This window comes from Mesorhizobium sp. CA4 (genome assembly GCF_020165075.1).
Taxonomy (GTDB): domain Bacteria; phylum Pseudomonadota; class Alphaproteobacteria; order Rhizobiales; family Rhizobiaceae; genus Mesorhizobium.
In genome coordinates this window covers 109,916-134,591 of record NZ_JAIUHK010000006.1, presented here as the reverse complement: position 1 = coordinate 134,591, position 24,676 = coordinate 109,916, and the positions used below count along the sequence as shown (strand labels likewise).

Genomic DNA, 24,676 nt, shown 5'->3' with positions numbered 1-24,676 from the left:
ACCCCGATGGGATAGGGTTGCTGCTCCAGGGGAATGGGACCAGCGCACTATGTTTGTTGAACGCGAAGCCTCCGTCGGGGAACCGACCTCGCAGGAACGCCGCAACATCCAACAGAACGACAAGCGCATTCTGGGCAATGTCGTGCAATGCGACGGCGCGCGCGCCACCATCAGCGCCCATGCGGAAGACGCAGAGGGCACAGTCACCGGCCTCTGGACCGTCGGCAGGATGATCTCAATCAACCTCGGCTCAACGAGAACGGTCGGCCTTGTCTATGCCATCGGCAAGTCGGACCGTGCCTGGAACCCCGACGGGCAGAATCTCATCGAGGTCAGCGTCGAACTGGTCGGCGAAGTGCGCGACGGCGTCGAGCCCGGCGCCAAGCCGGTGTTCGACCGCGGCATCACCACCTATCCGCATATCGGCGCCATTGCTCACCGCATCCGAACCCGCGACCTGCAGGCGGTCTACGACCTGGCCGGGCGCCATTCGGTGACCATCGGCACGCTGTCGCAGGATGAGTCGATCGATGCCAACATCGCCATCGACGACACGCTTGCGCGCCATTTCGCCATCGTCGGCACCACTGGCGTCGGCAAATCGACGGCGGTCTCGCTGCTCTTGCGCAAGACGATCGCGTCGCGTCCGGACCTGCGCGTGCTCATCCTCGACCCGCATAACGAGTTTGCCGCCTCGCTGCCGGAATACTGCGTCAAGGTCGATTCCAAGACGCTCGACCTGCCGTTCTGGATGTTCAGGCTCGAGGAGTTCGCCGAAGTGCTGTTTCGCGGCCGCGAAACGGTGCCTGAGGAAGTAGATGTCCTGCGCGACCTGATCCCGGCCGCCAAGAACCTCTACCGCAACCCGAGCTCCGGAACTTACATCAGGCGCGGCAGCGACGCGCTGACCGCGGACACGCCGGTGCCTTATCGCATTGCCGATCTCATCAAGCAGATCGACGAGCGCATGGGCATGCTTGAGGCCAAGAACGACCGCCCGACCTTGAAGTCGCTGAAGACGCGCATCGAATCGGCCGCTGCCGACCCGCGCTACCGCTTCATGTTCAATTCGCGCCTGATCGAGGACACGATCCACGAAACGATCGGCAATATTTTCCGCGTCCCCAATCATGGCCGCCCGGTGACCTGCTTCGAGATGGCGGGCATGCCTTCGGAAGTCGTCAACTCGGTCTGCTCGGTGCTGGCCCGCCTGGCCTTCGACCTGGCCTTGTGGAGCGAGGGCCGGCTGAAGCTGCTGCTGCTTTGCGAGGAAGCCCACCGCTACATGCCGGCCGACCCGCGCCTCGGCTTCGCGCCGACCAGGCACGCGCTGTCGCGTATCGCCAAGGAAGGTCGTAAATATGGCTGCTATCTGGGCGTCGTCACCCAGCGCCCGGGCGAGCTCGACCCGACCATCCTGTCGCAGTGCTCGACCTTCTTTGCCATGCGGCTCGCCAACGAGCAGGACCAGGCGATCATCCGCTCGGCGATCGCCGACTCGTCGGCCTCGACCCTGGCGTTCCTCTCCTCGATGGGGCAGCGCGAAGCCATCGCCTTCGGCGAAGGCGTGGCGACGACCATGCGGCTGAAGTTCGAGAAGCTGCCGCAGGAGTTCATCCCAGGCACCGCAAAGGGCGAGCAGATCGAGCCCTCCGTGGACGGCAACGACGTCGATCTGGCCATGATCGTCGAGCGGCTGCGCAACGTGCCGAAGCCGCAGCAGTCCATGGCTTTCGCCGAGACCGTGGACTCGAGCCGCCAGGCCGGCGACCCGGACTACAAGAAGCCGGCCAACTCCCCGCGCGTGCAGCCCGACGACGACTTCGACACGCGCTACGGCCTGAAGCCCTCGACCTTCGGCATGCGCCAGCTCAACGATTGAACGACCAGCTTCGCAAGCACAGCCAAATTCCGAACAGGAATTCATCAGGCCGGATCGAATGACGTGGCTTCGAGAAGCCGGAGCGGAGCGGATATACAGTCCGTGAGCACCGGAAGTCGAGAAAGGCGCGTCAGTTGACCGGCCTCATGAATTCATGTCGGAATTTTAGGCGCAGACGCGGTTGCGGCCCTGCTTCTTCGCCTCATAGAGCTGGCGGTCGGCGCGGCGGTAGAAATCCTCCGCGCTCTCCTTATGGTCCCAGACGGCAAGGCCGACGCTGGTGGTGACCTTCAGCCGCACATTGCCCGACATGATCGACAGGTTGGCGACCGCCTTGCGGATGCGCTCAGCGAAGCGGGCGAGCAGTTCGACATCCATATTGGGGGTGACGACGGCAAATTCCTCGCCGCCCAACCGCGCCACCACATCGTGATAGCGCGTCATGCCTCTGAGGCAAGCGGCAACGGCTCTCAGCACCTCATCGCCGACATCGTGACCATGCGTGTCGTTGACCTGTTTGAAATGGTCGAGATCGAGGATCATCAGCCCGACCGGCCTGTCGATGCGGCGAAACTCCTGCAGATATTCGCGCAGCGCATCGTCGAAATAGCGGCGGTTCTGCATGCCGGTCAGACTGTCGGTGAGCGCCGCTTGTTCAAGCGTCTGCGAACGGGCGCTGAGCGACACAGTCATGGCCCTGAGCTTGCCCTCTTCCCGCACCTGGCCGCGGATCAGCGGGTAGATGAAGAAGCTGCCGAAGAACAGCGCGGTCGCCAGCAAAGCGCCTGTAACGAACAGCAATTTGTTGAGATACACGATTTTGTCGACGCGCGATGCGGCATCGAGATCGGCGGCGATGTCCTGCAATTGGCCATAGGCATGGAAGGTCACCAAGCCCGCGGCCAGGATCACAAAAATAAAGACGAAAAATGCGGATTCCGCCTTATGGAAACGCATCAACTCCCCGCGGCACTGTAGCCCAAAGGTTATGGCATGGCCGACCTTACGGACCGTTAATCCGAACAACTTTAGCGAGAATTGGAACCGGCGATTTTAAGGCGCTGATTGAAAAGCTTTGGTCAGTCCAGGAGTGCCAACTCGTCGCCCGGCCGTAGCCTGCGCCATTCCGCGCCCAGCTGGTGCCTGAACCATGTCGACTGGCGCTTGGCATATTGCCGGGTCGCGATCTTGGCGCGTTCGATGGCTTCGGGAAAACTTGACTGGCCGGCCATCGCCGCCCGCAGCTCGCGCACGCCGATCGCCTTCATCGCCGGCAGGTCGGGATCGAGGTCGAGCGCGATGAGCTGACGCACTTCGTCGAGCGCGCCCTTGTCGAGCATCTGGTCGAAACGCGCCTCGATGCGTAGCACCAGTTGCTGCCGATCCGGCTCGATGACCAGGAAGCGCGCGCTGTCGCGATCAATCAGCGGGCGGCCGCGCGCCGCCTGCCATTCGAGAATCGAGCGCCCCGAGGCGTCGAGCACTTCGAGCGCCCGCACGATACGCTGGCCATCCGTCGGCCTGAGCTGCATGGCCATAGCCGAGTCCTCGTGCATCAGCAGGCGATGCAGCCTTTCGGCCCCTTGTTCCTTGAGCTCGTAGCGCCAACGCTCGCGGACAGCCGCCGGAATGTCCGGCATATCCGAGATGCCTTCCGCCAGCGCGCGGAAATAAAGCCCGGTGCCGCCGACGAAAACGACCGGACGGCCCGACAGGACGCCTTTGTCGATCAGCTTCGTCACGTCGCGCAGCCACGCCCCGGTGGAATAGGCCGTCGAGGGATGCACATGGCCGTAAAGAAAATGCGGCGCGCGCGCCATTTCAGCGGCGCTCGGCCGCGCCGTCAGGACGTCGAGCACCGAATAGCCCTGCATGGAATCGGTGTTGACGATGACCCCGCCATTGCGTTCGGCAAGATCGAGCGCCAGCGCCGACTTGCCGCTGGCTGTCGGCCCGGCTATCAGGATCGCGTTTTTGATGCGGCCTTCGCCCGCCTGCCTGCCGGAATGTTCGATGCCGCTGATCGCCACTGTAGTGTCCCGTCCAGAAGCCCGCGCCGTGCCGGCCTCGCTTGCGAATATGGCCTTGCGGGCCGCCGGCGCAAGCGCCGTTCAGTGGCTGGCTAAGGACGTCGCCTGCGATCTCGTTTTGCCGCAGACGCCGGGTATCGGCGAAATGACCGCCAATCTGCGCGCTGCATTGGCTTCCGAACCGGTCGATGTCATCGTCCAGCCCGCCGAAGGCAGGCGCAAGAAGATCCTGCTCGCCGATATGGATTCGACCATGATCGATCAGGAATGCATCGACGAACTCGCCGACGAGATCGGCGTCAAGGATCATGTCGCGGCGATCACCGCGCGCTCGATGAATGGCGAAATCGCCTTCGAACCTGCCTTGCGCGAGCGCGTCGCCCTGCTGAGGGGCCTCGAGACCGCCGTGGTCGACCGCATCATCGCCAATCGCCTGACGCTCGCCGCCGGCGGCCGCGCCTTGGTGCAAACGATGCGCGCCAACGATGCCTGGACGGCGCTGGTCTCCGGCGGCTTCGACGTCTTCACCAGCCGCATCGCCGCCATGCTGGGATTTCAGGAAAACCGGGCCAACCGCCTGATCGAGAAGGACGGCACATTCACCGGCATGGTGGCCGAGCCGATCCTCGGCCGCGCCGCCAAGGCCGAAGCATTGCTCGACATCGCGGCACGGCTCGGGCTGACGACCGAGGACGCCATCGCGGTCGGCGACGGCGCCAACGATCTCGATATGATCCGTCTTGCCGGCACCGGCGTCGCGCTTCACGCCAAGCCGGCGGTGGCGGAGCAGGCCCGCATCCGCATCGACCACGGCGACCTGACCGCGCTGCTCTATCTCCAGGGCTATCGCCGGGACGAGTTCGTCTTGTGAGGTCTCCGATGACGCCGATCCGCACCGAGCGCCTGATCCTGCGCAACTGGGAGGATCGCGACCGCGCGCTCTTCCACCGCATCAACTTCGACGAGCGCGTGATGGAGTTCTTCCCGTTCCGCCGCGACCGCGCGACCGCCGACGCCATGATGGACGAATTCCGCGGCTGGATCGAGGAGGATGGCTACGGCTTCGCCGCCGCCGAAATCGCGGCCACCGGCGAATGCATCGGCTTCGTCGGTCTCCTGGATACGGATGATGTGCCATCGCTATCGGACGGCACGATCGAGGTCGGCTGGCGGTTGGCGCCGGAATTCTGGGGCAAGGGCTATGTCACCGAGGCAGCGGAAGCCTGGCTCGCCTTCGGCTTCGAAACGCTGAGGCTGGAGGAGATCGTCTCCTTCGCCGTCGCCGAAAACCATCGCTCCATCGCCGTCATGAAGCGGCTCGGCATGCGAGCCGATCCAGGCGGCGATTTCGACCATCCGAGCGTTCCCGACAGCCACCCGCACCTCAAGCGGCATGTCATGTACAGGCTGTCGCGCCAGGATTGGCAGGCACGAAAAAGGGCGGCTCGCTAGCCGCCCTATCATTGGAAACATCAATCGGTTACGGACGTTCCGGACTCAATCCATCCGGATCGTCACGAAGCGCAATTCGCCGGTCTTCGAGGCCAGCATCAGCAGCGCGTTCTTGCGGCCCTGCTCCTTCAGCGCGCCGATCCGGTCCATCACGTCCTTCGGCGTGCCGACCGATTCCTGCGCGATTTCTGTGATTACCTCGCCGGGCTGGATACCGCGCTCGGCCGCCGCCGAATTCTTGGCGACGTCGGTGATGACCACGCCGGACACATCGGCCGCGATGCCGAACTTCTGCCGCGTCTGGTCGTTGAGCTCGCCGACCGTCATGCCGAGCACCGAGGCTGTCGATACCGGAGGCGTCGCCTTATCGCCCTTGTCCTGGTCGGTCTTCCCGTTCTCGCCGCTGGCCAGCTTCTCGCCGTCCTCCAGCCGTCCGAGCGTCACCTTGACGGTCTGCTCGACGCCCTTGCGCACGATGACCACATCGACCGCCTTGCCGACCGGGCTCTCGGCGACGACGCGCGGCAGGTCGCGCATTTCATGGATATCCTTGCCGTCGAACTTGATGATGACGTCGCCGGCCTGCACGGACCCGTTGTCGACCGGTCCGCCCTTGATGACGCCAGCCACCAGCGCGCCCTTTGCGGTCGCCATGCCGAGGCTTTCAGCGATGTCCTCCGTCACCGGCTGGATGCGTACGCCAAGCCAGCCGCGCCGCGTCTCGCCATATTGGCGGAGCTGGTCGACGACTCCCGCGGCAAGCTGCGAGGGGATGGAGAAACCGATGCCGATCGAGCCGCCCGACGGCGAGATGATGGCCGTGTTGATGCCGATGACCTCGCCGGCGGCGTTGAACAGCGGGCCGCCGGAATTGCCGCGGTTGATGGCCGCGTCGGTCTGGATGAAGTCGTCATAAGGGCCGGAATTGATGTCGCGGTTGCGCGCCGAGACGATGCCAACCGTCACCGTGCCGCCGAGGCCGAACGGATTGCCGATCGCCATCACCCAGTCGCCGACGCGCATCTTGGTGGAATCGCCGAATTTCACCGCCGTCAGCTTGTGGCCCTTGGGGTCGACCTTCAGCACCGCGACATCCGTCTTGGTGTCGGTGCCGACAAGCGTCGCCTTCAGCGTGACGCCGTCGGAGAAATTCACCTCGATATCGTCGGCGTCGGCGATGACATGGTTGTTGGTCACCACGATGCCCTGCTCGGCATCGATGACGAAGCCGGAGCCGAGCGACTGCACTTTCTGCCCGCCACCGCCCTTTTCGCCGCCACGGTTCTTGAAGAAATCGTCGAAGAAGTCCTGGAACGGGGAGCCCTCGGGCAGTTGCGGCATCGGCACCGCGCCAGGTCCTTCCGTGCCTTTCACCGTCTGCGAGGTCGAGATGTTGACCACCGCGCCGAGCAGGCGCTCGGCGAGATCGGCGACCGAAGGCGGTCCGTCGGAGGCGATCGTCGGCGTGACGAAGGACGGGACGGCAACGATGCCGACCGCGAATGCCGTGGCGCCGGCGAAGACCATGCGCCGCGCCGCGCGCAACAGGGTGTCGGATATCATCATGGCCTCCGGTGGTTTTGAAAAGGAAAAGCGCATCCGCAAAGGCGCCTGTCCGGCTCATCTTGGCAAGAAATAAGGCACGTTTGCGGCTATAGCTACCGGCGGAAGATAAATCGTCAATCGCCTCGGCACCAAGGAATTTTCATTCGAGCAATTCCAGGAAAAGTGCGCAGCGGTTGGGCTCGGCGCCTTCGCCGTAGCCTTCCGTCGGGAAATGCGTAAAAACTAGCCGCGGACCAGCCAGACGATGCCGACACCTATGGCGATCGCCGCCAGCCCGCCGATCCGCAGCATATTTTCCGGCATCGACAGCACCTCGGCGGCGAGTTTCCGGGCCAAAGCCGGAAACCCTCCATAGACGAGTCCTTCGATCACCAGGACCAGGCCGATTGCCGCCAGAAAATCCTGCACTGCCCGCTACTGGGCAGGGCCGGGTTGCGTCGCAGGCGCGGCAGGTGCCGCCGCAGGCGCGGCCGGTGCCGCCGCAGGCGCGGCAGGTGGCGCCGAAGGTGCCGGCCCGGGCTTGCTGTCCGGATCCCGGAAGTAGCGGAAGAACTCGGACTGGGGCGAGAGCACCATCGTCGTTCCGGTGCTGTCCAGCGCCGTGCCGTAGGCGTTCATCGAGCGATAGAAATCGAAGAAGGCCGGATCGCGCTTATAGGCGTCCGCAAACGTCGCGCTACGCTGCGCCTCGCCCTCGCCGCGCAGGATTTCCGATTCCTTCTGCGCCTCGGCGACGATCTCGACGACCTCGCGGTCGGCGCGCGCCCTGATGCGCTGCGCCGCCTCGTTGCCGCGCGCTCTCAGCCGCTCGGCCTCAGCCAAGCGCTCGGCTTTCATGCGGTCATAGGTTTGTTGCGACACCTCCGCCGTTAGATCGGTCCGGCGGATGCGCACATCCTCGATGTCGAGGCCGAGCGAAGTTGCGTCGGGACGAAGCTGGTCGCGCACCTCGCGCATCATGTTGCCGCGTTCTTCCGAAAGAGCAGCCTCGAAGTCACGCAGGCCGTAGACACGGCGCAGCGCTGCGTCGAGACGCGTCTTCAGACGGGCCTCAGCCAATTCCACCTGGCCGGACACCGCTGCGCGGAACGTGCGCGGATCCGAGATGCGATAGGCGATGAAGGCATCGACCTCGTAGAACTTGCCGCCCGAGACCTGGACGCGGATGTTGTCGAGGTCGAAGCGCATCACCCGCTTCTCGACCATCTGCACGCTGTCGGCATCGAAGAAGGCGAACGGCGCCTTGAAGTAGACCCCGGGCTCGCTCTTGACGTCGATGATCTCGCCAAATCTCAGAACGATCGCCTGCTGGCCCGCATTGACCACGAAGATCGACGAGTAGAGCAGGAACAACAGGACAGCCGCAACGACCGCGATGATGGGAAGACGGTTTGCCATCACTGGTTACCTCCCGTCGTGACGCCGAGGGGCGCCGGCGGCGTCTTTGGCTGTAACGCCGGCAGCGGCAGGTAAGGCAGCACGCCCTGGCCATTGCCCTGCTCGACGACGACCTTGTTCGAGTCCTTCAGGATCTTCTCCATTGTTTCAAGATAAAGCCGCCTGCGCGTGACGTCCGGCGCCTTGGCGTATTCGTTGTAGACGGAGATGAAGCGCTGCGCCTCGCCCTCCGCCTCCTGCACGACGCGGTTCTTGTAGGCTGCCGCGTCCTCGCGGATCTGCGCCGCCTGGCCGCGCGCCTGGCCGAGCTTCTGGTTGGAATACTGGTTGGCCTGCTCGACGAACTTGTCCTCGTCCTGCTCGGCGCGCTGCACCTCGTCGAACGCGTCGGCCACCTCGCGCGGGGGCGCTGCGTCCTCGATCGAGACCGCGTTGACCTGGAGGCCGGTCTTGTAGCCGTCAAGCGTGCCCTGGATGATCTCGCGCACCCCCGTTGCGATGCCCTGGCGGTCGTCGCGGAAGATGTCCTGCGCCGGGCGCCGGCCGACGACTTCGCGCATCGCGCTCTCGGCCACCTGGGTCAGCATGCCGTCGGGATCGGAAACGTCGAACAGATAGGCCTTGGGATCGGAGACCTGGTAGGCGACCGAGAACTGCACGTTGACGATGTTCTGGTCGCCGGACAGCATTAGCCCGGAGCCGCTGCTCGAGCCACCGCCGATGCTGACGAGCTGCTCGGAGATCTTGGCGGTCTCGACCGTTTCGATCGGCCACCAGTGGAAATGCAGGCCCGGCTGCGAAAGCTCGGTCTTTGGCTGGCCGAAGCGCAGTTCAACGGCAACCTCGTCGGGCTGCACGGTGTAGACCGCCTTGAAGGCCCATAGCACGATGAGGGCCAGCGCGATCAGCCCGAGCACGGCCGGGCTGGCGCCACCGCCGCCCGGAAGCGCGCGCCGCAGCCTGTCCTGGCCGCGGCGGATGATATCCTCGAGATCGGGGGGCGAACCCTGCGGGCCGCTTGGCCCTTTCGGTCCCTGCCCCCAGGGCCCCTGATTGCCGCCGCCGCCCCATGGGCCGCCGCCACCGCTCTTGTCGTTCCAGGGCATGAATGTCCTTTCGCTTCGGTTCCCTCAGGCCTTGCGGCGCAATCCTAGCGCATGACCACGAAAACCCATATCGGTTTTCGAAAAGGAATCATGCCCCAAAATCAAAGTATTACAGCGGCCTCTTGCGCGTCCGGTTGGACGCGCGCCGCTGCAACACCGTTCTTCTATAGGGACGCCTTGGCCCGCTTTCAACGCGATGTGCCATCGCGACCGTCCGATTTGGGCCGGTAGCGACCGTTTGTCGTCGTCAATGCCCGTCGCGACGGCGTTGGTAGACGGTGTAGCGCGTCGCGTGGCTGTCCTTCTCGCCGGCGGGAAAATCCTCGGCGCTGACGACTTGCCAGATGCCTGGGTCGATCGGCGGGAAATGCGCATCGCCATCGACGCTGGCCAGCACATGGGTCACATGCAGCCGGTCGGCAAGCGGCAAGGCCTGGGCATATATCTCGCCGCCACCGACCACGCAGATCTCTTCCGCTCCCACCATGCAACGGCCGCGCACCTTGGCCAGAGCGATCGCGTCATCCAGCGAATGGGCCACCTCGATGCCGTCGGCGCGCCAGGCTTTGTCGCGCGTCACCACGATGTTGAGCCGGCCGGGCAGCGGCCGGCCGATGCCTTCATAGGTCTTGCGCCCCATGATGATCGGCTTGCCCATCGTGTCCGCCTTGAAGCGCTTGAGATCGGTGGAAAGCCGCCACGGTAGGCCGCCTTCGCGGCCGATCACGCCGTTTTCGGCAATGGCGACATAGATCGCGATGTCCATCAGCCGCCATTCCCGCCATTGTCCGACGGCTCCAGCAGCAGGATGTCGATATCGTGCTCGGGATAAAAATCCTTCGCGGTGATCTGGAACGTCGTCGGCCCGACCTTTTTGACATTGTCGCCGCAGAAGGAGACGAGGTTTTTGGGGCTGCCCTTGTCGATGGTGAGCTTGAAATTGCCGATGGTGCCGGAGGCCCAGTTGCCCCCCGTGGTCAGGATGTAGGCGATCCGGCTCTCGTAATATTTCGGGTACCCGTCGGGATTTTCCTTCGCGGCCCTGCGCACCGCGTTCTCGAATGCGCCGTCCATGCAATAGCGGTTCTTGTAGGCCGCATACTGGCCCTGGAACTGGCCGTCATAGAAGAAACTGACCGAGGAAGTGCCGCCGACGCTGGGCTTGTAGCGGTGCGAGACATGGACCTCCTTGTTGGCCGGGAAGGTCGAGCGCCACCAGTAGGTCGAGCGCAGTTGCCAGAAGGGCACATAGGCAGTCTGCATGCCCGAACCGTCATCGGCGGTATCTTCGATGATGATGCCGCGGTCTTCCCAGTCCTTGGTGACATCCTTGGGCAGCTTCGCCAGCGCCGCCTTGGCGGCGTCGCCGAACGGATAGAGCGGCACGTTCTGGGCCTTGAGGTCGGCGGTGATGTCGATGGCCAGCGCAAACGCCCTTTGCTCGAGCTGGGGCTTCGCATCGACGCCGTCGATGGTCACCTCGAAGCCGAGGAAATTATCGCTCTGCGCCTCCGGGATCGCCGGTATCTCGTTGGGATCGCCCTCGATGTCGGGCATCGGAAACGCGACGATGGAGCTGACATCCTTGTCGGTGTTATTGCGGAACACGTAGTCGACCGTCACCTTCTCCGGCGAGATGAAAAGATCCTCGCTCTGCATGGCGACGGCATCGCTTCGAGACAGGATCAGCCCGCCGGTGCCGAGTTCGGCGACGGAATCATTGGCGAAGGCAGGAGCGGCCATGATTGCCAGCGCTGCGGTCAGTACGGTGCGTAGCATTGGACCCTCCTCTATGCAGCGATACCGGGACCAGCCGGATGCGTTCTTCCATCTACCCGTTTCAAGATAGCGTTTCAAAGCCCTTCGTCGCGCGATACGGGTACTTCTGGACACCGCGCCGCCGATCGGGCAGGAGATCGCCATGCGCAAGCTTCTCGTCATCGGCATCGGCGCCGGCAATCCCGACCACATGACGGTCCAGGCCATCGACGGCCTGAACCGCGCCGACGTGCTGTTCATTCCAGACAAGGGAGCGAAGAAGGACGATCTTGCCGATTTGCGCCGGCGGATCTGCGACCGATTCGTCACCAATCCAAAATCGCGCCGGGTCGAGTTCGATGTGCCGGTTCGGGCCGAGCCGACATCCTCCTATCGCGTGACAGTCGACGACTGGCATGAAGCGATAGCGGAGATCTACGAAACCCTGATCCGCGACGAGCTTGCCGAAGACGGCTGCGGCGCCTTCCTGATCTGGGGCGACCCATCGCTTTATGACAGCGCGCTGCGCATCCTCGAGCGCGTGCGCCTCAGAGGCAATGTCGGTTTCGAGCTCGAAGTCATCCCCGGCATCACCGCGATCCAGGCGCTGGCCGCCGCCCACGCGACCGCTCTCAACCGCATCGGCGATTCGATCCTGGTGACGACCGGTCGCCGGCTGACCGAAGAAGGACTGCCCGCCAATGCCGGCTCCACGGTCGTCATGCTCGACGGCAAATGCGCTTTCAACACGCTTGCCGACAAGGACGTCCTCATCCAGTGGGGCGCCTATCTCGGCACGCCGGATGAGATCGTCATTTCCGGGCGCTTAGGTGATGTCGATGCCGAGATCGAGAAGGTGCGCGAAGAAGCCCGCCGCAAGAAGGGCTGGATCATGGACACCTACCTGCTGAAGAAATTAGGGGAATAAGGCAGTAGGGCAGTAGGCAAATAGGGGGACGCACATCGCATGCGCAGGGGGCCAGGACATCACATCCTACTGCCTTACTGCCTTACTGCCCTACTGCCCTACCCAGCATCGATCTCCGCCTGCAGGGCCTGCATATGGACAGCGGCGGCCGATGAAGCGGCTCGCTCTATCGCCCTGAAACGGCTGACGACGGCCAAACCCACCGATGTCAGTTGCGCGCCACCACCTTTGCGGCCGCCGGTCTGCGCCGCGACCAGCGGCTTGCCGAACACGCGGTTCATGTCCTCGACCAGGTCCCAGGCATGCTTGTAGGACATTTCCATGCCGCGCGCCGCGGCCGAGATCGAGCCGAAGGCGGCGATCTGCTCCAGCAATTCGATCTTGCCCGGGCCGATCCGGCCGTCGGGGTCGAGATTTATCCTCAGGCTCAATGATGGCATGTCCTGTCCTCCGCGATCATGCCGAGATTACCTCCTCCGCCACCGGATCGCTATTCCAAATCGACATAGCGATATTGCTCCTTCGTCAACCATCCGCCTCAACCGACAGCCCTGCCCCGGTCGTCGCGCTGTCGAAGCTCACTGTCTTGATCACCGCGAAGACCTTGTGGCCGAGCGTCAGACGAAGGGTGTGTTTGGACTGTTCGGTGATACGCGCCAGCACGATCGCACCATTGCAGTCGATGGCGATTTCCACCGTCGGTTCTATGCCGGGCCGGACCGCCGAGATCGTCCCTGCCAATATGTTGAGCGCGCTGAGGCCGGTCGGCTGCTCGGTCGCGATCATGACGTCGCGGGCCCGGATGCGCAGCCGCACCGTCGCTCCGACCGGCCGGGCCAGCCGCGGCACGCGGATCTCGCCGGCCTGCGAGCCGAGCACGGTCATGCCGAAAGCCTCGTCATGGCGCAGGACCTTGGTGTCGAGCACCGCTCCGCCCTCGCCGCGCTCCTCGGCCGGCAGCAGGTCGAGCCGCTGCATGATCGCCTCGGTCGGGCCCGAGGCCGCAACCTTGCCTTGCGCAAGCACCACGACGTCGCTTGCCAGCCGCGCCACCTCGGCGACGGAATGACTGACATAGACGATCGGGATCTTCGTCTCGTCGCGCAGCCGTTCGATATAAGGCAGGATCTCGGCCTTGCGCGCTTCGTCGAGCGAGGCGAGCGGCTCGTCCATCAGAAGCAGTTTCGGGCTGGCAAGCAGCGCGCGGCCGATCGCGGCACGCTGCTTTTCGCCGCCCGACAGTTTCGCCGGCTGCCGGTCGAGAAGGTGACCGATGCCGAGCAGGTCGACCACCGCATCCATCTTGGCGTAGCGTTCGGACGCCGGCGTGAACCAGCGGCCGTACCGCAGATTGGCGGCGACGCTCATATGCGGGAACAACCGCGCATCCTGGAACACCATGCCGATGCGCCGCTTGTGCATGGGCACGAAGATCCGCGCGGCGGTGTCGACCAGCACGTTGCCGTCGACCGAGATACGCCCCTCGTCCGGACGGATCAGGCCCGCGATCAGGTTGATCAGCGTCGACTTGCCCGAGCCCGATGGCCCGAACAGCGCCGTCAGCCGGCCGGCGCTCTCGAAATGGGCCTCCAGGGCGAATTCGCCCAGCTGATGGTGGATATCGACGGAGACCGTCATTCGATGTCCATCCGCCGGCCGACGCGCCGCGCCAGCACTTCCGAGGCGATGAGCGCGACCATCGAGATGACGATCGAGATCAGCGTCAGCCTGAGCGCGCCTTCGTCGCCGCCTGGCACCTGTGTGAAGGTGTAGATCGCCGAGGGCAGCGTCTGGGTTTCGTTGGGGATGTTGGAGACGAAGGTGATGGTGGCGCCGAATTCGCCCATCGCCTTGGCGAAGGAAAGGATCGCGCCGGCGATCAGGCCGGGCAGGATCAGCGGCAGCGTGATGGTGGCGAACACCCAGAGCGGGTTGGCGCCAAGCGTGCCGGCGGCCGCCTCGATTCTGCGGTCGACCGCCTCGATCGACAGCCGGATGGCCCGCACCATCAACGGGAAGCCCATGACCCCGCAGGCCAGTGCCGCCCCCGTCCAGCGGAAGGAAAAGACAATGCCGAAGTGCTCGGCCAGGAAAGCGCCGGCCGGCCCGCGCCGGCCGAAGGTGAGCAACAGCAAATAACCGGTCACCACCGGCGGCAGGATCAGCGGCAGATGCACCAGCCCGTTGAGCAAGGTCTTGCCCCAGAAGCGCCCCCGCGCGAGCAGGAGCGCGAGCAGGATGCCGGGCGGCAGGCTGGCGATCATCGCCACCGTCGCCACCTTGATCGACAGCCGCACCGCATTCCATTGGTCGGGAGTGAGGTCCAGCAGCCAGTTCATGATTGTGTTTGCGCGGTCTTTCTCAGTTGCTCGGTGGGAGGACCGTGAAGCCCTGCTCCTTGAACAGGTCGGCGGCCTTGGCCGACTCGACGCATTTCAGGAAGGCCGCCGCATCCTTGTCCTTCGAATCGGCGGTCTGGGCAATTGGGTAGATGATCGGCGGATGCGAATCTTCCGGGAAGGTGCCGACGACCTTGACGCCCTTTTCGGCATGCGCGTCGGTGGCATAGACGATGCCCAGCGCCGCCTCGCCCGTCGACACCAGCTTAAGTGCTACGCGCACATTCTCGGCCTGCGCGATCTTGCCCTCGACCGACGACCAGACGCCCAGCGATTCCAGCGCCGCCTTGCCGTATTTGCCGGCCGGAACGGCCTTGAAATCGCCCATGGCAAGCTTACCGTCGCCGATCAGCTTGGCGAGGTCGAAGCCCTTCTCGACCTTGGTCTCGACCGTGGAATCCTTCGGCGCCACCAGCACGATCTGGTTGCCGAGCAGCTTCACTTCAGTTTCGGGCTTGGTCAGCTTCCTGTCGGAGAGATATTTCATCCAGTCGAGGTCGGCCGAGACAAAAATGTCGGCCGGCGCGCCTCCTTCGATCTGCTTGGCAAGCGCCGAGCTCGCCGCGTAGGAAATGGTCGCGGCTTCGCCGACTTCCGGCTCGCAGGCCTTGTTGACCGCGTCGAGCGCATTCTTGAGGCTCGCCGCGGCAAACACGACCACCTTGTCGTCGGCATGAGCGGCCGGCACCGCCGCCATCAGCATTGCTGTCAGACCGCCAATGGCGATCGCCTTCAACCCGAAACCCATCATGAAGTCTCTCCCCGGTTTCGAAATCCGTACGGCCCAAAGCTTCAGGCCGATATATCCGGATGAACATAACAAGGAAAGGCTTTTCGTCTGCCGCGGCGTTGTGCGCCGGCGTGGTCTCGGCCTACGATCGATGCGAAACGGAACGGCGAGGTTCACAGGAGAGACGCGTGAAGATCAACGCCCGTAATATCCTGAAGGGTAAGGTGACCGAGATCGTCAAGGGAGCCACCACTTCGCATGTCGGGGATCGACATCGGCGGCGGCGTCATCGTCACCTCCTCGATCACCAACAAGGCGGTCGCCGACCTCGCGCTCGAAAAAGGCAAGCATGCCTATGCGGTAATCAAGGCCTCGGCTGTCATGGCCGGCATCGACTGAGCCGTGCCTTAGTCCAGTGGCTCAGGCTGCAAGCCTGTGGATCAGTGCGTCTCGACATATATTCCGTTGATGGTGTTGTGAGAAAATCGGACCTCACCAAGACCATCAACTCGCATGGCGATACCTAGGCCGGCAATAAGCCGGTCGTCTGCCGACGTGATCTTTACTTTACTGAGATCCAAAATAGACTCTTGTGGGTGCAGCTTACGCCAATCGGCAGCAATGGTCGCCGCATCCAAGGTATTTCTTTTCAAGATCCTTTCGTGGGCCGCTGTAGGCTATGATCATTCTCCAGTTCTCGACATCGCTATTGTACAACCAGAGCGCGGCGGCGACGCCAAATCCCTTTTCGTCAAGAGCACGAATTAGGTTGATGCCAGCATCAATGTCGGTCCTTACCAACGCTCCTGAAGCCATCTGAATATTCCTTGCTCTTCGTCGACCATGGCGTTTCGTATCGCCGTCGCCTCAAACACGTCTATTATATCGTAACGAGAAGCCTCATTCCAATCTGAGACCGCCGACCAATGGCCGTCGAAAACCGGCGATGCGCCCCGGCTCTCGGCGAGTTCTGCAGACAAGCCAGCTAAGGCTATAAGCCTGTTGAGAGCATGGCTATAAATATCTTGGACGAACTTCTTGTCGGGAATCATGTCAGTCTGAAAAAGCCTCGAAATACGTGATTTGATCGCAATCTCTGCGGCATAGCCAAAGAGATGGTAAGCATTCGAATAGCGTTCGTTTGGAAACAGAAGCTCCGCGTCCTGCAGCTTTGCGTTGGCTATCGCCTGGAGATCGGTCCTTTCCAGCGTCATACCGAGATCGGCGCCTTGATGTTCGCATCCGCGAAATAATTCTCAAGGCGGAAATCCTCGAAGCGGAAGGCGAAGAGGTCTTTCACCTCCGGGTTGATCCACATCGTCGGCAAAGCCTTGGGCGTGCGCCGCATCTGCTCGCGCGCCTGCTCGAAATGGTTCGAATAAAGATGCGCATCGCCCAGCGTGTGCACGAAGTCGCCAGACTTCAGCCCGGTCACCTGCGCCACCATCATGGTGAGCAAGGCATAGGAAGCGATGTTGAACGGCACGCCGAGGAAGATGTCGGCCGAGCGTTGGTAGAGCTGGCAGGAAAGCCGGCCTTCCGAAACATAGAACTGGAACAGGCAGTGGCAGGGCGGCAGCGCCATCGCCTCGACTTCGGCCGGATTCCAAGCCGAGACGATCAGCCGGCGCGAGTTGGGATTTCGGCGTATCTCCTTCAAAAGGCCCGCGATCTGGTCGATCTCGCCGCCGTGGCCGTCCGGCCATGAGCGCCACTGCTTGCCATAGACGGGTCCGAGATCGCCATTCTCGTCGGCCCATTCGTCCCAGATGCTGACGCCGTTGTCGTTGAGATATTTGACGTTGGTGTCGCCGGCCAGGAACCACAGAAGCTCGTGGATGATCGACTTCAGATGCAGCTTCTTGGTGGTCGTGACCGGAAAGCCGCGCGAAAGGTCGAAACGCATCTGGTAGCCGAACACCGAGCGCGTGCCGGTGCCGGTGCGGTCGCCGCGATCGACGCCGTTCTCCAGCACACGCTTCAAAAGGTCGAGATATTGGCGCATCGGCTCTGCCTCGATTCGTATCGTGGGATATCATAGCCGACGGATGGGCTACCGGACACACCAAAACAGGCGCGAACAGCGCTTGTGCACCCGCCACCCTGCCAAACGCCGGCGCCGCCCCTCATTGCCCTGCCGGCATTTCTCCCCGTCACCATACGGGGAGAATGGCGGCAGCCAGATGAGGGGCAGCGCCGACGCCCCGTGACGTAAATTCAAATCCGACGCGACAGCCTTGCCGCGCCAATCTTCGCAAACCGAAGCGCGGCCCGTCAAAGCGAGCCGAGTTTGCCGAGGTCCTTGGCAACCAGATAGTAGAAGGTCACGCGGCTCTTGGTGTTGTCGGCCTGCATCGCCTTGCAGGTCTTCTCTATCGAGGCGTTGGCCTTTGCGGCATCGGCAATGCCGAGCTTCTTGCCGATCCAGTTCTCCCGCACGCGATCAAGTTCCTTCGGGTCGGTGCAGGACACCAGCGAGGAATCGCGGTTCCTGAGCGCAATGCCCAGATGCTTGACGATCTTATCGACCGCGTCGGCGCTGGCGCCGGCATCGTATTTCTTCACATCCGCAAGATAATCGGCCATCGAACTTCCCCTCGTCGGCGCCACGGATCCGATCGGTGAGGCTTGTGGCGCGCCGCGCAACCGTGCGCTAGGTCAGAGACTCCTCACCGCGAGCGAGACTTGATTGAGTAGGCGCGCAAGTCAACCCCTGGCTGTGCATTGACATAACCGGATAAGCGCCGGTTTGCCCTTTCTTTTTGCGTTGTCGCTCCCTATATTCGCTTCGTCGGCTTGACCGACTATGGCGATAAACAGGCGATGAAATAAGCCGTTCGGACCCGGGGGCGGTACCCGGCGCCTCCACCAAAAACCGCTCTGGCTGACGGAGCGGCTTTTGCTGGGGGCGAAATAGGATCGACGAAGGTGTAAAGATCGTACTTTCGCCCGGCATTGTACCACCGTTATCGGGCTAAACTTATAGTTGCCAACGACAACTATGCGGAAGCTCGTCTCGCTGCTTAATGCGGCGCGAACGCTTCAAATCAAGCCCTAGGGGTTCGCACTTCTAGGCGGGGTTCGGAGGTACCTGGCAACAGAAACCTCCACTTTCCCCCCTTTGCTTCTCCCCAATCAACCGAACGGCCAAGGCTCGTCCGGCACTTGATCCGCTGCGACAGCCCGCCCGTCAACCATGGGCAAGCGATGCAAGACGATTCCGACCGATTCTTCGTGCTGACCGGCGGCCCCGGCTCGGGCAAGACCACGCTGATCGAGGCGCTGCGAACCGAGGGCTTTGCGACCGCGCCCGAAGCCGGGCGCGGCATCATCCGCGACCAGATGGCCATCGGCGGCCGTGCCCTTCCCTGGCGGGACCGCGCGGTCTTTGCCGAGCTGATGCTGTCCTGGGAGTTGCGCTCCTGGCACGCCGCGCATAGCGAAACCGGCCCGGTCTTCTTCGACCGCGGCGCGCCCGACACGATCGGCTATCTCAGGCTTTGCGGCCTGCCGGTGCCGGACCACCTCACGAGCGCGGCGCGAAAATGCCGCTACGCGCGCCGCGTCTTCGTCGCGCCGCCATGGCCGGAGATCTTCACCCAGGACGAGGAGCGCAAACAGACGCTCGACGAGGCCGAGCGCACATTCCGCTCGGTGACCGGCATCTATGCGGAGCTCGGTTATGAATTGGTGGCCTTGCCCCTTGCTCCGGTCGAAGAGCGACTGCGCCTCGTCATCGATCAAGCGGGTTTGCGATAGATATGAAAAAGGCCGGGGCTAAGCCCGGCCTTTCTTTGGGTTCTTTCGAAGCGCCTACTCTGCCGGCGCCTCGACCGTTTCGCGCGCGCGGCCGAGCGTCAGCTTGGCCAGCGTGAACGAGATCACGGCGCACAGCGCGATGCCCGCCACCATCGGCAGCGGCGTGCCGTCGAAGAAGATGCCGGCGACGCCCATCGCCAGCGCGCCGATGGCGAAATGCAGCGTGCCCATCAATGCCGAGGCCGTGCCGGCGATCTCGCCATGCTCTTCCATCGCCAGCACCGAGGTGGTCGGGATGACCAGGCCGAGGAAGCCGTAGCCGACGAAGAGCAACGCCGCCATCACGTCGAGCCGGTCGACGCCGGACGCCATGATCGCGAAAAGCGCCACCATGACCGTGGCATAGCCGGTGACCGCCACCCAGACGACGCGCTTCAACCCGAAGCGGTCGGCCAGCAACCCGGTCAGCTGCGACATGCCGATGAAGGCGACCGCGTTGATCGAGAAGAACACGCTGTAGACCGACGGCGACAGGCCGTAATGGTCGATCAGGATGAAGGACGAGCTCGACAGATAGACGAAGAAGCTCGCAATGCCGAAGCCCGCGATCGCCACCAGGCCGAGGAAGTTGCGGTCGCCCATCAGGTAGCGGTAGCCGGCAAGCGCCGTGCCGAAGGACGAGCCGGCGCGCTCTTCGACTGGCCGCGTCTCCTTGAGCGAGGTGGCAAGCAGGATCGTTGCAAGCGCCGCAGCGCCCGTCACCGTCCAGAACACGGCGCGCCAGCCGAAGCTCTCGATGATCTGGCTGCCGGTCAGCGGCGCCAGGATCGGCGACACCGAGAACACCAGCATCAGAAGCGACATCAGCTTGGCGGCCTCGTTGCCGGTGTGCAGGTCGCGCACAATGGCGCGCGGCACCGCCATGCCGGCGCTGGCGCCGAGACCTTGCAGGAAGCGGAAGGCGATCAGCCACTCGATGCTCGGCGCCATCGCCGAGCCGACGCCGCCGACCATGAACAGCGCGAGGCCGGCGTAAAGCGGCGCCTTGCGGCCGACCATGTCGGAGATCGGGCCGACGACGATCTGCCCAAAACCCATCGACAGGAAGAAGATCAAAAGGCTCATCTGCACGGCAGCGGTGCCGGCATGCAGGTCCTCGCCGATCGACGGCAGCGCAGGGAGATACATATCGATCGCAAACGGACCGATCGCGGACAACAAGCCGAGCACGACCGCGATGCGGAGGAATTTGGGACTCATGATAAGGCTCTTTTCGGATCTGGTTGCAGCCGCAAATACCGGCGTCTGAACCCAGGACGTTCCGTCCCGCGGGAAATCCTACATTCCAGAGCGAACTTATTCGCCTTCAGGGCGGACATGTTCGTCTCCAGCGGGATTCCCTTTTTTGTGTCCATAAATTTAGACAGGCTTGTCCAATTCGTCAATCACCGCTATATAGATTTTCATGAAGCCCGGCGTTTCTCCTGACACCTTCCCGCCACGCAGCCACGAGGCCAAGCGCGTGTCGGTGGTGGATGCAGCCGCTTCCGTTTTCTGCCGCGAAGGTTATGCGGGCGCCAATATCGACCTGATCGCGGCCGAGGCCGGCGTGTCGCGGCAGACCGTCTACAATCATCACGGCGACAAGGAAAAGCTTTTCGTCGCCGTCGTGCGCGACCTGACGGAGCGCTGCAATGCCGGCATCTTCGCGACCATCGCCAGCTTCCCCGACCAGCCCACGGATCTGGAAGCCGACCTGATCGCCTTCGCGGTGCGCATGAACCGCAACTGCATCTGCAACCGCGACGGCCGTTTCCTGCGCAAGCTGATCCAGGCCGAAGGCGGGCGTTATCCGGAACTGTTTGCCGAATGGCGCGAGCAAGGCCCGGGCCGCACTTGGTCGGCGCTTGCCGCGCGCTTCGCCCGGCTTGCCTTCGCCGGACATCTGTCGATCGGCGACCCCGACGTCGCGGCGCGCCAGTTCCTGGCCCTCGTCAACGCCGAGCTTCAGATCACCTTCATGCTGGGCGGCATGCCGACCGAGGAAGAGGTGTTGCGCTCCGCCACCAACGGCGTACGGACCTTTCTCAACGCTTTCGCCAGGAAGAAGTCGCCAGCCGGCATAAAGGCGGCGCTCGTTCACGCCTGAGCGATCAAATCGCCGGCACCCCTCTTGGCCTCACGCCTTTGCGCCTATATGCGGTTTACGCCGCGCTCAAGCTTGATTACAGCTATGCGGACGATTCAACGGAACCCGACCATCACATGGCCGACGACCACATCCGCTACGACATTCTGGCCCAGGAGGCTCTGCGCGGCGTCATGCGCAAGGTCCTGGCCGAAGTCGCGCGCACCGGCCTTCCGGGCAATCATCATTTCTTCATCACCTTCCTGACCGGCGCGCCGGGCGTGCGCATCTCGTCGAGGCTGCGCGAGCGCTATCCGGAGCAGATGACCATCGTCATCCAGTTCCAGTATTGGGACCTCAAGGTGACGGATGCCGGCTTCGAGGTCGGGCTTTCCTTCTCCGACGTGCCGGAAAAGCTCGAAATCCCCTTCTCGGCCGTGCGCGGCTTCTATGATCCGTCAGTGAATTTCGAGCTCGAATTCGACGTCAAGACGGAGGGCGCCGAAGACGAGGCCGCCGCTCCGGCGCCCGAACCGGTCGCCGTCGTTCCGGAGAAGAAGGCGGAAACGAAGAAGAAGGCCGCCGAGGCCGAAAAGAAGCCGGCGGTCGCCGAGACCGGCGGCAAGGGCGCCGACGTTGTTTCGCTCGACGCCTTCCGCAAGAAGTAGCCAGCGCCATGGGCGAGGTCGTCAATCTCCGCCAGGCCCGCAAGCAGAAAGCGCGCACCGAGAAGGAACGCCAGGCAAGCGAGAACCGGACCCTGTACGGCCGCTCGAAGCCAGAGCGCGAGCGTGACCGGCTGACGTCGGAGAAGGCCGAGAAATTCGTGGCCGGCCATCGCCGGGAAAAACCCGACGACCCTGGCAAGCGCTGAGTCCTGCAATGGCCGCGGTCGAAAAACGTTCGGTAACGATCCGCGGTCACCGCACCAGCTTTTCCTTGGAGCAGCCCTTCTACGAAGACCTCATCGCCATCGCCGCGCAGCGTTCGCTGTCGCTCGCGGCTCTGGTCGCTGAGATCGACGAGACGCGCACGCGGGACGCCAACCTGTCATCCGCGCTGAGGCTCTATGTGCTGGCCTGGGCAAAACGCGGCGGCGCCGCGACCTAGGCCGCGCTATCGCTGACGTTTTGTTGCGCCTTGCGCTTCGCGCCGAAGCTCAGCAATGCAGAGCGGTCGCGCTCCTCCGCCTGCTTTTTCGACCTTACCCGCATCATGTCTTTCCAGCCGATATAGCCGATGAGCCGTTCATCCTCGCGTGAGACGACCGGCAGATGCGAGACGTTGGCGGTGAGCAGCTTGTCGGAAAGCGCCTCCAGATATTCGTCCGGATAGGCCAGTGTGATTTTGCTGCCGGCAAGCAGCTCGCCGAGCGTCGCCTTGCGGTGCTTGCCGTTACGGCGCCAGCGCAGGATCGCCGGCGGATCGATGACGCCGAGCACATGCCCCGCTTCATCGATCACCGGGAAGCTCGGATGCCGCGTGTCCGGAGCGGTCAGGAAGGTTGCCGCGCCATGCAGCGTCGTCGTCGCCGGCACGCTCTCGACCTTGGTCGTCATTACTTCCTTGACCCTGGTCAGGGCGAAAGGATCGACGCGGTATTCGCGCACGAGATGGTGCCCGCGCCGCGCCACTTTCTCGGTCAGGATCGAGCGCTTCATCAACAGCACGGTGACCGCATGCGCGGTGGCGCAAGCCGCGATAAGCGGCACCAGCACATGCGTGTTGCCGGTGAGTTCGGTGGCAAAGAAGGTCGCGGTCAGCGGCGCGCGCATGGTGCCGCCCATCGTCGCCGCCATCGCCAGCAGCGGCCAGAAGCCGGGGCTTGCCTCGGGCAGGATACCCGAGAGCACCGCTCCCATCGCGCCGCCCATGATGAGCAGTGGCGCCAGCACGCCGCCCGAGGTTCCGGAACCCAGCGCCACCGACCAGATGACGGCCTTCACCACCAGAAGCAGCAGCGCGGCGGTGGCGACCGTGCGGCCGTCGAGCATGTTGGCGATGTTGTCGTAGCCGACGCCGAGCGCGTGCGGCTCGATCAAGCCGCCGATACCGACCACCAGGCCGCCGATCATCGGCCACCACATCCAGTGTATCGGCAGCTTCAGGAAGGCGTCCTCGCAGGCATAGACCAATTGCGTCAGCAGCCCCGAAAGCAGCCCGGCGGCGATGCCGACCAGCACCCATCCGCCCAGCCCGGCGACCGATGCCTCCATGGTTCCGGAGAACGGGAAGATCGGGCCCGGCAGGTGCAGCAGAGTGCGCTCGACTTCCGCGACGATCGCGGCGACGGCGACCGGGATGAAGCTGCGCGGCGTCCATTCGAACAGGAGCAGCTCGACGGCAAGCATGATGGCGGCGATCGGCGTGCCGAACACCGTCGTCATGCCGGCCGCGGCACCCGCCACCAGCAACGTTTTGCGCTCATTGTCGCTGACCGGCAGCATCTGCGCGATCAGCGAGCCGATGGCGCCCCCGGTCATGATGATCGGGCCTTCGGCGCCGAACGGTCCGCCCGAGCCGATCGAAATCGCCGACGACAGCGGCTTCAGCACCGCGACCTTGGCATCGAGCCGCGAGCGCCCGAGCAGGATCGCCTCGATGGCCTCGGGAATGCCGTGGCCGCGGATCTTCTCGCTGCCGAAGCGCGCCATCAGTCCGATGATCAACGCGCCGATCACCGGCACGAGCACCGCGGCAAGCCCAAGCGGCGTATCCTCGAGCTTGAGGTCGGCCAGCGAGAACTGGCCGAAATAGGCGATGTTGGTGGCAAGACGGATGAGCTGCAGGAGCACGATGCCGGCGAAGAGCCCGGCGGTCGCCACCACCACGGCGATGGCCGCGATGAGCAGCACGCGCGGATCGGTCGTGAAGTCGCGAAGATGGCCGTTGCCGGCGTGAGCGGATTTCATTTTGGGAGCCTGAACTTTCTGGCGGCGCGAAGACCGTCCGGTTTCAGGCGGCCACATATCGTAACACGATATAAATCTTCAAGTGGTTTTCGATTCCTGCTCCGCGTCATTTTGGACAAGGAACGTGGCGGCCTGTTGAGCTTTTACGGGAAAGGACCATAAGTCGGAGAATGACGCCGCCGAAACCACGTCCCGCAATCAGCCAGGCCGACTACCAACGGCTGTCGCAGTTCCGCTATCTGATCCGCCGCTTTCTCGAATTCAGCCAGGTCCAGGCCAATGAGGCGGGCCTAACGCCGCGCCAGCACCAGGCGCTGCTGGCGATCAAGGGGTTTCCAGGCGGCGGACCGGTGGCGGTGGGCGATCTTGCCGAGCGGCTGCGCATCCGCCATCACAGCGCCGTGGAACTGGTGAACCGCCTTGCCGAGGCAGGCCTAGTGATACGCGATCAGGACAAGAGCGATCACCGCCGCGTCTTGCTGCAGCTCACCCCTTTGGCCGACGATCGCCTTGCCGACTTGTCGGCCACGCATCTCGACGAGCTTTCGCGCATCGAGCCGATGCTGCGGCGTCTGCTCTCGCGCCAGGAAGAGTCCTAGGCGCAGTGGCTGATTTCGCTACGTGTGAC

General features: G+C 63.6%; 28 protein-coding genes, 1 other RNA gene and 1 pseudogene. 12 read left to right on the top strand and 18 right to left on the bottom strand.

What is annotated here, in order from left to right; genetic code table 11:
- Window positions 1-49 precede the first annotated feature (49 nt).
- Window positions 50-1,882, top strand: a complete 1,833-nt coding sequence (locus tag LB528_RS07360; protein ID WP_224714362.1) for an ATP-binding protein — start codon at window positions 50-52, stop codon at window positions 1,880-1,882.
- Window positions 1,883-2,047: 165 nt separating this feature from the next.
- Here LB528_RS07360 and LB528_RS07355 read toward each other — a convergent pair whose 3' ends face one another.
- Both LB528_RS07355 and miaA read right to left on the bottom strand, forming a co-directional pair.
- Window positions 2,048-2,839 (bottom strand): GGDEF domain-containing protein, encoded by a 792-nt coding sequence (locus LB528_RS07355; RefSeq protein ID WP_224516341.1) that lies wholly within the window; start codon window positions 2,837-2,839, stop codon window positions 2,048-2,050.
- A 122-nt stretch (window positions 2,840-2,961) separates the two neighbouring features.
- Window positions 2,962-3,906 carry a tRNA (adenosine(37)-N6)-dimethylallyltransferase MiaA gene (miaA, locus tag LB528_RS07350; protein ID WP_224714420.1) on the bottom strand — a complete coding sequence of 315 codons (945 nt, stop codon included), beginning with the start codon at window positions 3,904-3,906 and terminating at the stop codon, window positions 2,962-2,964.
- Between miaA and serB the strand changes: the two genes are divergently transcribed.
- Both serB and LB528_RS07340 read left to right on the top strand, forming a co-directional pair.
- Window positions 3,896-4,783, top strand: a complete 888-nt coding sequence (gene serB, locus LB528_RS07345) for a phosphoserine phosphatase SerB (protein WP_224714361.1) — start codon at window positions 3,896-3,898, stop codon at window positions 4,781-4,783. The two genes, miaA and serB, sit on opposite strands and share 11 nt — an antisense overlap.
- Before the next feature lie 8 nt (window positions 4,784-4,791).
- A complete protein-coding gene (locus tag LB528_RS07340; protein ID WP_224714360.1) occupies window positions 4,792-5,364 on the top strand; it encodes a GNAT family N-acetyltransferase in 573 nt (190 codons plus the stop codon).
- 45 nt (window positions 5,365-5,409) lie between these two features.
- Here the strand turns inward: LB528_RS07340 and LB528_RS07335 are convergent, their stop codons facing one another.
- From LB528_RS07335 to LB528_RS07310, 6 genes are all read right to left on the bottom strand, one after another.
- Window positions 5,410-6,927 (bottom strand): DegQ family serine endoprotease, encoded by a 1,518-nt coding sequence (locus LB528_RS07335; RefSeq protein ID WP_224714359.1) that lies wholly within the window; start codon window positions 6,925-6,927, stop codon window positions 5,410-5,412.
- Window positions 6,928-7,152: 225 nt separating this feature from the next.
- On the bottom strand, window positions 7,153-7,338 hold the full coding sequence (locus LB528_RS07330) for a DUF2065 domain-containing protein (RefSeq protein WP_041011943.1): 186 nt from the start codon (window positions 7,336-7,338) through the stop codon (window positions 7,153-7,155).
- 6 nt (window positions 7,339-7,344) lie between these two features.
- Window positions 7,345-8,328, bottom strand: coding sequence for a protease modulator HflC (gene hflC / locus LB528_RS07325; protein ID WP_224516345.1), 984 nt, complete (start codon window positions 8,326-8,328; stop codon window positions 7,345-7,347).
- The gene (gene hflK / locus LB528_RS07320; protein WP_224516346.1) at window positions 8,328-9,434 is read right to left on the bottom strand and encodes an FtsH protease activity modulator HflK; all 1,107 of its coding nucleotides are present in this window, start codon (window positions 9,432-9,434) and stop codon (window positions 8,328-8,330) included. Before hflK ends, hflC begins: the two co-directional genes overlap by 1 nt.
- 247 nt (window positions 9,435-9,681) lie before the next feature.
- Window positions 9,682-10,200 (bottom strand): dihydrofolate reductase, encoded by a 519-nt coding sequence (locus tag LB528_RS07315; protein WP_224516347.1) that lies wholly within the window; start codon window positions 10,198-10,200, stop codon window positions 9,682-9,684.
- Entirely contained in the window at window positions 10,200-11,213 is a 1,014-nt protein-coding gene (locus LB528_RS07310) for a DUF4424 domain-containing protein (protein ID WP_224714358.1), read from the bottom strand. The genes LB528_RS07315 and LB528_RS07310 overlap by 1 nt, the downstream gene beginning before the upstream one ends.
- Before the next feature lie 142 nt (window positions 11,214-11,355).
- On the opposite strand from LB528_RS07310, the gene cobF reads away from it, so the two are divergent.
- Window positions 11,356-12,120, top strand: coding sequence for a precorrin-6A synthase (deacetylating) (gene cobF, locus LB528_RS07305; protein ID WP_224516349.1), 765 nt, complete (start codon window positions 11,356-11,358; stop codon window positions 12,118-12,120).
- 98 nt (window positions 12,121-12,218) lie between these two features.
- Here cobF and LB528_RS07300 read toward each other — a convergent pair whose 3' ends face one another.
- The 4 genes from LB528_RS07300 to modA form a co-directional block, all read right to left on the bottom strand.
- The gene (locus tag LB528_RS07300) at window positions 12,219-12,560 is read right to left on the bottom strand and encodes a winged helix-turn-helix domain-containing protein (protein ID WP_040982165.1); all 342 of its coding nucleotides are present in this window, start codon (window positions 12,558-12,560) and stop codon (window positions 12,219-12,221) included.
- Between the two features lie 85 nt (window positions 12,561-12,645).
- Window positions 12,646-13,758 (bottom strand): molybdenum ABC transporter ATP-binding protein, encoded by a 1,113-nt coding sequence (gene modC, locus LB528_RS07295; RefSeq protein WP_224714357.1) that lies wholly within the window; start codon window positions 13,756-13,758, stop codon window positions 12,646-12,648.
- Window positions 13,755-14,459: a molybdate ABC transporter permease subunit gene (gene modB / locus LB528_RS07290; protein WP_224714356.1), complete on the bottom strand. Its 705-nt coding sequence runs from the start codon at window positions 14,457-14,459 to the stop codon at window positions 13,755-13,757. Before modB ends, modC begins: the two co-directional genes overlap by 4 nt.
- Window positions 14,460-14,481: 22 nt before the next feature.
- Window positions 14,482-15,270 carry a molybdate ABC transporter substrate-binding protein gene (gene modA, locus LB528_RS07285; RefSeq protein WP_224714355.1) on the bottom strand — a complete coding sequence of 263 codons (789 nt, stop codon included), beginning with the start codon at window positions 15,268-15,270 and terminating at the stop codon, window positions 14,482-14,484.
- 167 nt (window positions 15,271-15,437) lie between these two features.
- On the opposite strand from modA, the pseudogene LB528_RS07280 reads away from it, so the two are divergent.
- A pseudogene (locus LB528_RS07280) lies at window positions 15,438-15,648 on the top strand (TOBE domain-containing protein).
- 41 nt (window positions 15,649-15,689) lie between these two features.
- Here LB528_RS07280 and LB528_RS07275 read toward each other — a convergent pair.
- The 4 genes from LB528_RS07275 to LB528_RS07260 all read right to left on the bottom strand — a co-directional run bounded on the left by LB528_RS07275 (window position 15,690) and on the right by LB528_RS07260 (window position 17,835).
- On the bottom strand, window positions 15,690-15,902 hold the full coding sequence (locus tag LB528_RS07275) for a hypothetical protein (RefSeq protein WP_224714354.1): 213 nt from the start codon (window positions 15,900-15,902) through the stop codon (window positions 15,690-15,692).
- A 141-nt stretch (window positions 15,903-16,043) separates the two neighbouring features.
- Window positions 16,044-16,463 carry a hypothetical protein gene (locus LB528_RS07270; protein WP_224714353.1) on the bottom strand — a complete coding sequence of 140 codons (420 nt, stop codon included), beginning with the start codon at window positions 16,461-16,463 and terminating at the stop codon, window positions 16,044-16,046.
- On the bottom strand, window positions 16,460-17,254 hold the full coding sequence (locus LB528_RS07265; protein ID WP_224714352.1) for a thymidylate synthase: 795 nt from the start codon (window positions 17,252-17,254) through the stop codon (window positions 16,460-16,462). Before LB528_RS07265 ends, LB528_RS07270 begins: the two co-directional genes overlap by 4 nt.
- A gap of 269 nt (window positions 17,255-17,523) precedes the next feature.
- Window positions 17,524-17,835 (bottom strand): DUF2853 family protein, encoded by a 312-nt coding sequence (locus tag LB528_RS07260; RefSeq protein WP_042644091.1) that lies wholly within the window; start codon window positions 17,833-17,835, stop codon window positions 17,524-17,526.
- A gap of 165 nt (window positions 17,836-18,000) precedes the next feature.
- On the opposite strand from LB528_RS07260, the gene ssrA reads away from it, so the two are divergent.
- Both ssrA and LB528_RS07250 read left to right on the top strand, forming a co-directional pair.
- Window positions 18,001-18,361, top strand: a transfer-messenger RNA (tmRNA) gene (gene ssrA, locus LB528_RS07255).
- 95 nt (window positions 18,362-18,456) lie between these two features.
- Window positions 18,457-19,008, top strand: coding sequence for an AAA family ATPase (locus LB528_RS07250; RefSeq protein ID WP_224714351.1), 552 nt, complete (start codon window positions 18,457-18,459; stop codon window positions 19,006-19,008).
- A gap of 54 nt (window positions 19,009-19,062) precedes the next feature.
- Here LB528_RS07250 and LB528_RS07245 read toward each other — a convergent pair whose 3' ends face one another.
- Window positions 19,063-20,268, bottom strand: coding sequence for a multidrug effflux MFS transporter (locus LB528_RS07245; protein ID WP_224516355.1), 1,206 nt, complete (start codon window positions 20,266-20,268; stop codon window positions 19,063-19,065).
- Between the two features lie 205 nt (window positions 20,269-20,473).
- Between LB528_RS07245 and LB528_RS07240 the strand changes: the two genes are divergently transcribed.
- From LB528_RS07240 to LB528_RS07225, 4 genes are all read left to right on the top strand, one after another.
- Window positions 20,474-21,157 carry a TetR/AcrR family transcriptional regulator gene (locus tag LB528_RS07240; RefSeq protein ID WP_224714350.1) on the top strand — a complete coding sequence of 228 codons (684 nt, stop codon included), beginning with the start codon at window positions 20,474-20,476 and terminating at the stop codon, window positions 21,155-21,157.
- Between the two features lie 116 nt (window positions 21,158-21,273).
- A complete protein-coding gene (locus LB528_RS07235) occupies window positions 21,274-21,804 on the top strand; it encodes an SspB family protein (RefSeq protein ID WP_224714349.1) in 531 nt (176 codons plus the stop codon).
- Window positions 21,805-21,812: 8 nt separating this feature from the next.
- Window positions 21,813-22,010, top strand: coding sequence for a DUF4169 family protein (locus tag LB528_RS07230; RefSeq protein WP_224714348.1), 198 nt, complete (start codon window positions 21,813-21,815; stop codon window positions 22,008-22,010).
- 8 nt (window positions 22,011-22,018) lie between these two features.
- Entirely contained in the window at window positions 22,019-22,246 is a 228-nt protein-coding gene (locus LB528_RS07225) for a ribbon-helix-helix domain-containing protein (protein WP_095764762.1), read from the top strand.
- Here the strand turns inward: LB528_RS07225 and LB528_RS07220 are convergent.
- A complete protein-coding gene (locus tag LB528_RS07220; RefSeq protein ID WP_224714347.1) occupies window positions 22,243-24,048 on the bottom strand; it encodes a chloride channel protein in 1,806 nt (601 codons plus the stop codon). The two genes, LB528_RS07225 and LB528_RS07220, sit on opposite strands and share 4 nt — an antisense overlap.
- Window positions 24,049-24,218: 170 nt before the next feature.
- Here LB528_RS07220 and LB528_RS07215 point away from each other — a divergent pair, with 170 nt between their 5' ends.
- Window positions 24,219-24,647, top strand: coding sequence for a MarR family winged helix-turn-helix transcriptional regulator (locus LB528_RS07215; protein ID WP_224516360.1), 429 nt, complete (start codon window positions 24,219-24,221; stop codon window positions 24,645-24,647).
- The last annotated feature ends 29 nt before the right edge of the window (window positions 24,648-24,676 follow it).

Coding starts and splice junctions, on each gene's coding strand:
- LB528_RS07360 (WP_224714362.1), top strand. CDS start 50: ATGTTTGTTGAACGCGAAGCCTCCGTCGGGGAACCGACCTCGCAGGAA.
- LB528_RS07355 (WP_224516341.1), bottom strand. CDS start 2,839: ATGCGTTTCCATAAGGCGGAATCCGCATTTTTCGTCTTTATTTTTGTG.
- serB (WP_224714361.1), top strand. CDS start 3,896: ATGCCGCTGATCGCCACTGTAGTGTCCCGTCCAGAAGCCCGCGCCGTG.
- LB528_RS07340 (WP_224714360.1), top strand. CDS start 4,792: ATGACGCCGATCCGCACCGAGCGCCTGATCCTGCGCAACTGGGAGGAT.
- LB528_RS07335 (WP_224714359.1), bottom strand. CDS start 6,927: ATGATATCCGACACCCTGTTGCGCGCGGCGCGGCGCATGGTCTTCGCC.
- hflC (WP_224516345.1), bottom strand. CDS start 8,328: ATGGCAAACCGTCTTCCCATCATCGCGGTCGTTGCGGCTGTCCTGTTG.
- hflK (WP_224516346.1), bottom strand. CDS start 9,434: ATGCCCTGGAACGACAAGAGCGGTGGCGGCGGCCCATGGGGCGGCGGC.
- LB528_RS07315 (WP_224516347.1), bottom strand. CDS start 10,200: ATGGACATCGCGATCTATGTCGCCATTGCCGAAAACGGCGTGATCGGC.
- LB528_RS07310 (WP_224714358.1), bottom strand. CDS start 11,213: ATGCTACGCACCGTACTGACCGCAGCGCTGGCAATCATGGCCGCTCCT.
- cobF (WP_224516349.1), top strand. CDS start 11,356: ATGCGCAAGCTTCTCGTCATCGGCATCGGCGCCGGCAATCCCGACCAC.
- LB528_RS07300 (WP_040982165.1), bottom strand. CDS start 12,560: ATGCCATCATTGAGCCTGAGGATAAATCTCGACCCCGACGGCCGGATC.
- modC (WP_224714357.1), bottom strand. CDS start 13,758: ATGACGGTCTCCGTCGATATCCACCATCAGCTGGGCGAATTCGCCCTG.
- modB (WP_224714356.1), bottom strand. CDS start 14,459: ATGAACTGGCTGCTGGACCTCACTCCCGACCAATGGAATGCGGTGCGG.
- modA (WP_224714355.1), bottom strand. CDS start 15,270: ATGATGGGTTTCGGGTTGAAGGCGATCGCCATTGGCGGTCTGACAGCA.
- LB528_RS07270 (WP_224714353.1), bottom strand. CDS start 16,463: ATGACGCTGGAAAGGACCGATCTCCAGGCGATAGCCAACGCAAAGCTG.
- LB528_RS07265 (WP_224714352.1), bottom strand. CDS start 17,254: ATGCGCCAATATCTCGACCTTTTGAAGCGTGTGCTGGAGAACGGCGTC.
- LB528_RS07260 (WP_042644091.1), bottom strand. CDS start 17,835: ATGGCCGATTATCTTGCGGATGTGAAGAAATACGATGCCGGCGCCAGC.
- LB528_RS07250 (WP_224714351.1), top strand. CDS start 18,457: ATGCAAGACGATTCCGACCGATTCTTCGTGCTGACCGGCGGCCCCGGC.
- LB528_RS07245 (WP_224516355.1), bottom strand. CDS start 20,268: ATGAGTCCCAAATTCCTCCGCATCGCGGTCGTGCTCGGCTTGTTGTCC.
- LB528_RS07240 (WP_224714350.1), top strand. CDS start 20,474: ATGAAGCCCGGCGTTTCTCCTGACACCTTCCCGCCACGCAGCCACGAG.
- LB528_RS07235 (WP_224714349.1), top strand. CDS start 21,274: ATGGCCGACGACCACATCCGCTACGACATTCTGGCCCAGGAGGCTCTG.
- LB528_RS07230 (WP_224714348.1), top strand. CDS start 21,813: ATGGGCGAGGTCGTCAATCTCCGCCAGGCCCGCAAGCAGAAAGCGCGC.
- LB528_RS07225 (WP_095764762.1), top strand. CDS start 22,019: ATGGCCGCGGTCGAAAAACGTTCGGTAACGATCCGCGGTCACCGCACC.
- LB528_RS07220 (WP_224714347.1), bottom strand. CDS start 24,048: ATGAAATCCGCTCACGCCGGCAACGGCCATCTTCGCGACTTCACGACC.
- LB528_RS07215 (WP_224516360.1), top strand. CDS start 24,219: ATGACGCCGCCGAAACCACGTCCCGCAATCAGCCAGGCCGACTACCAA.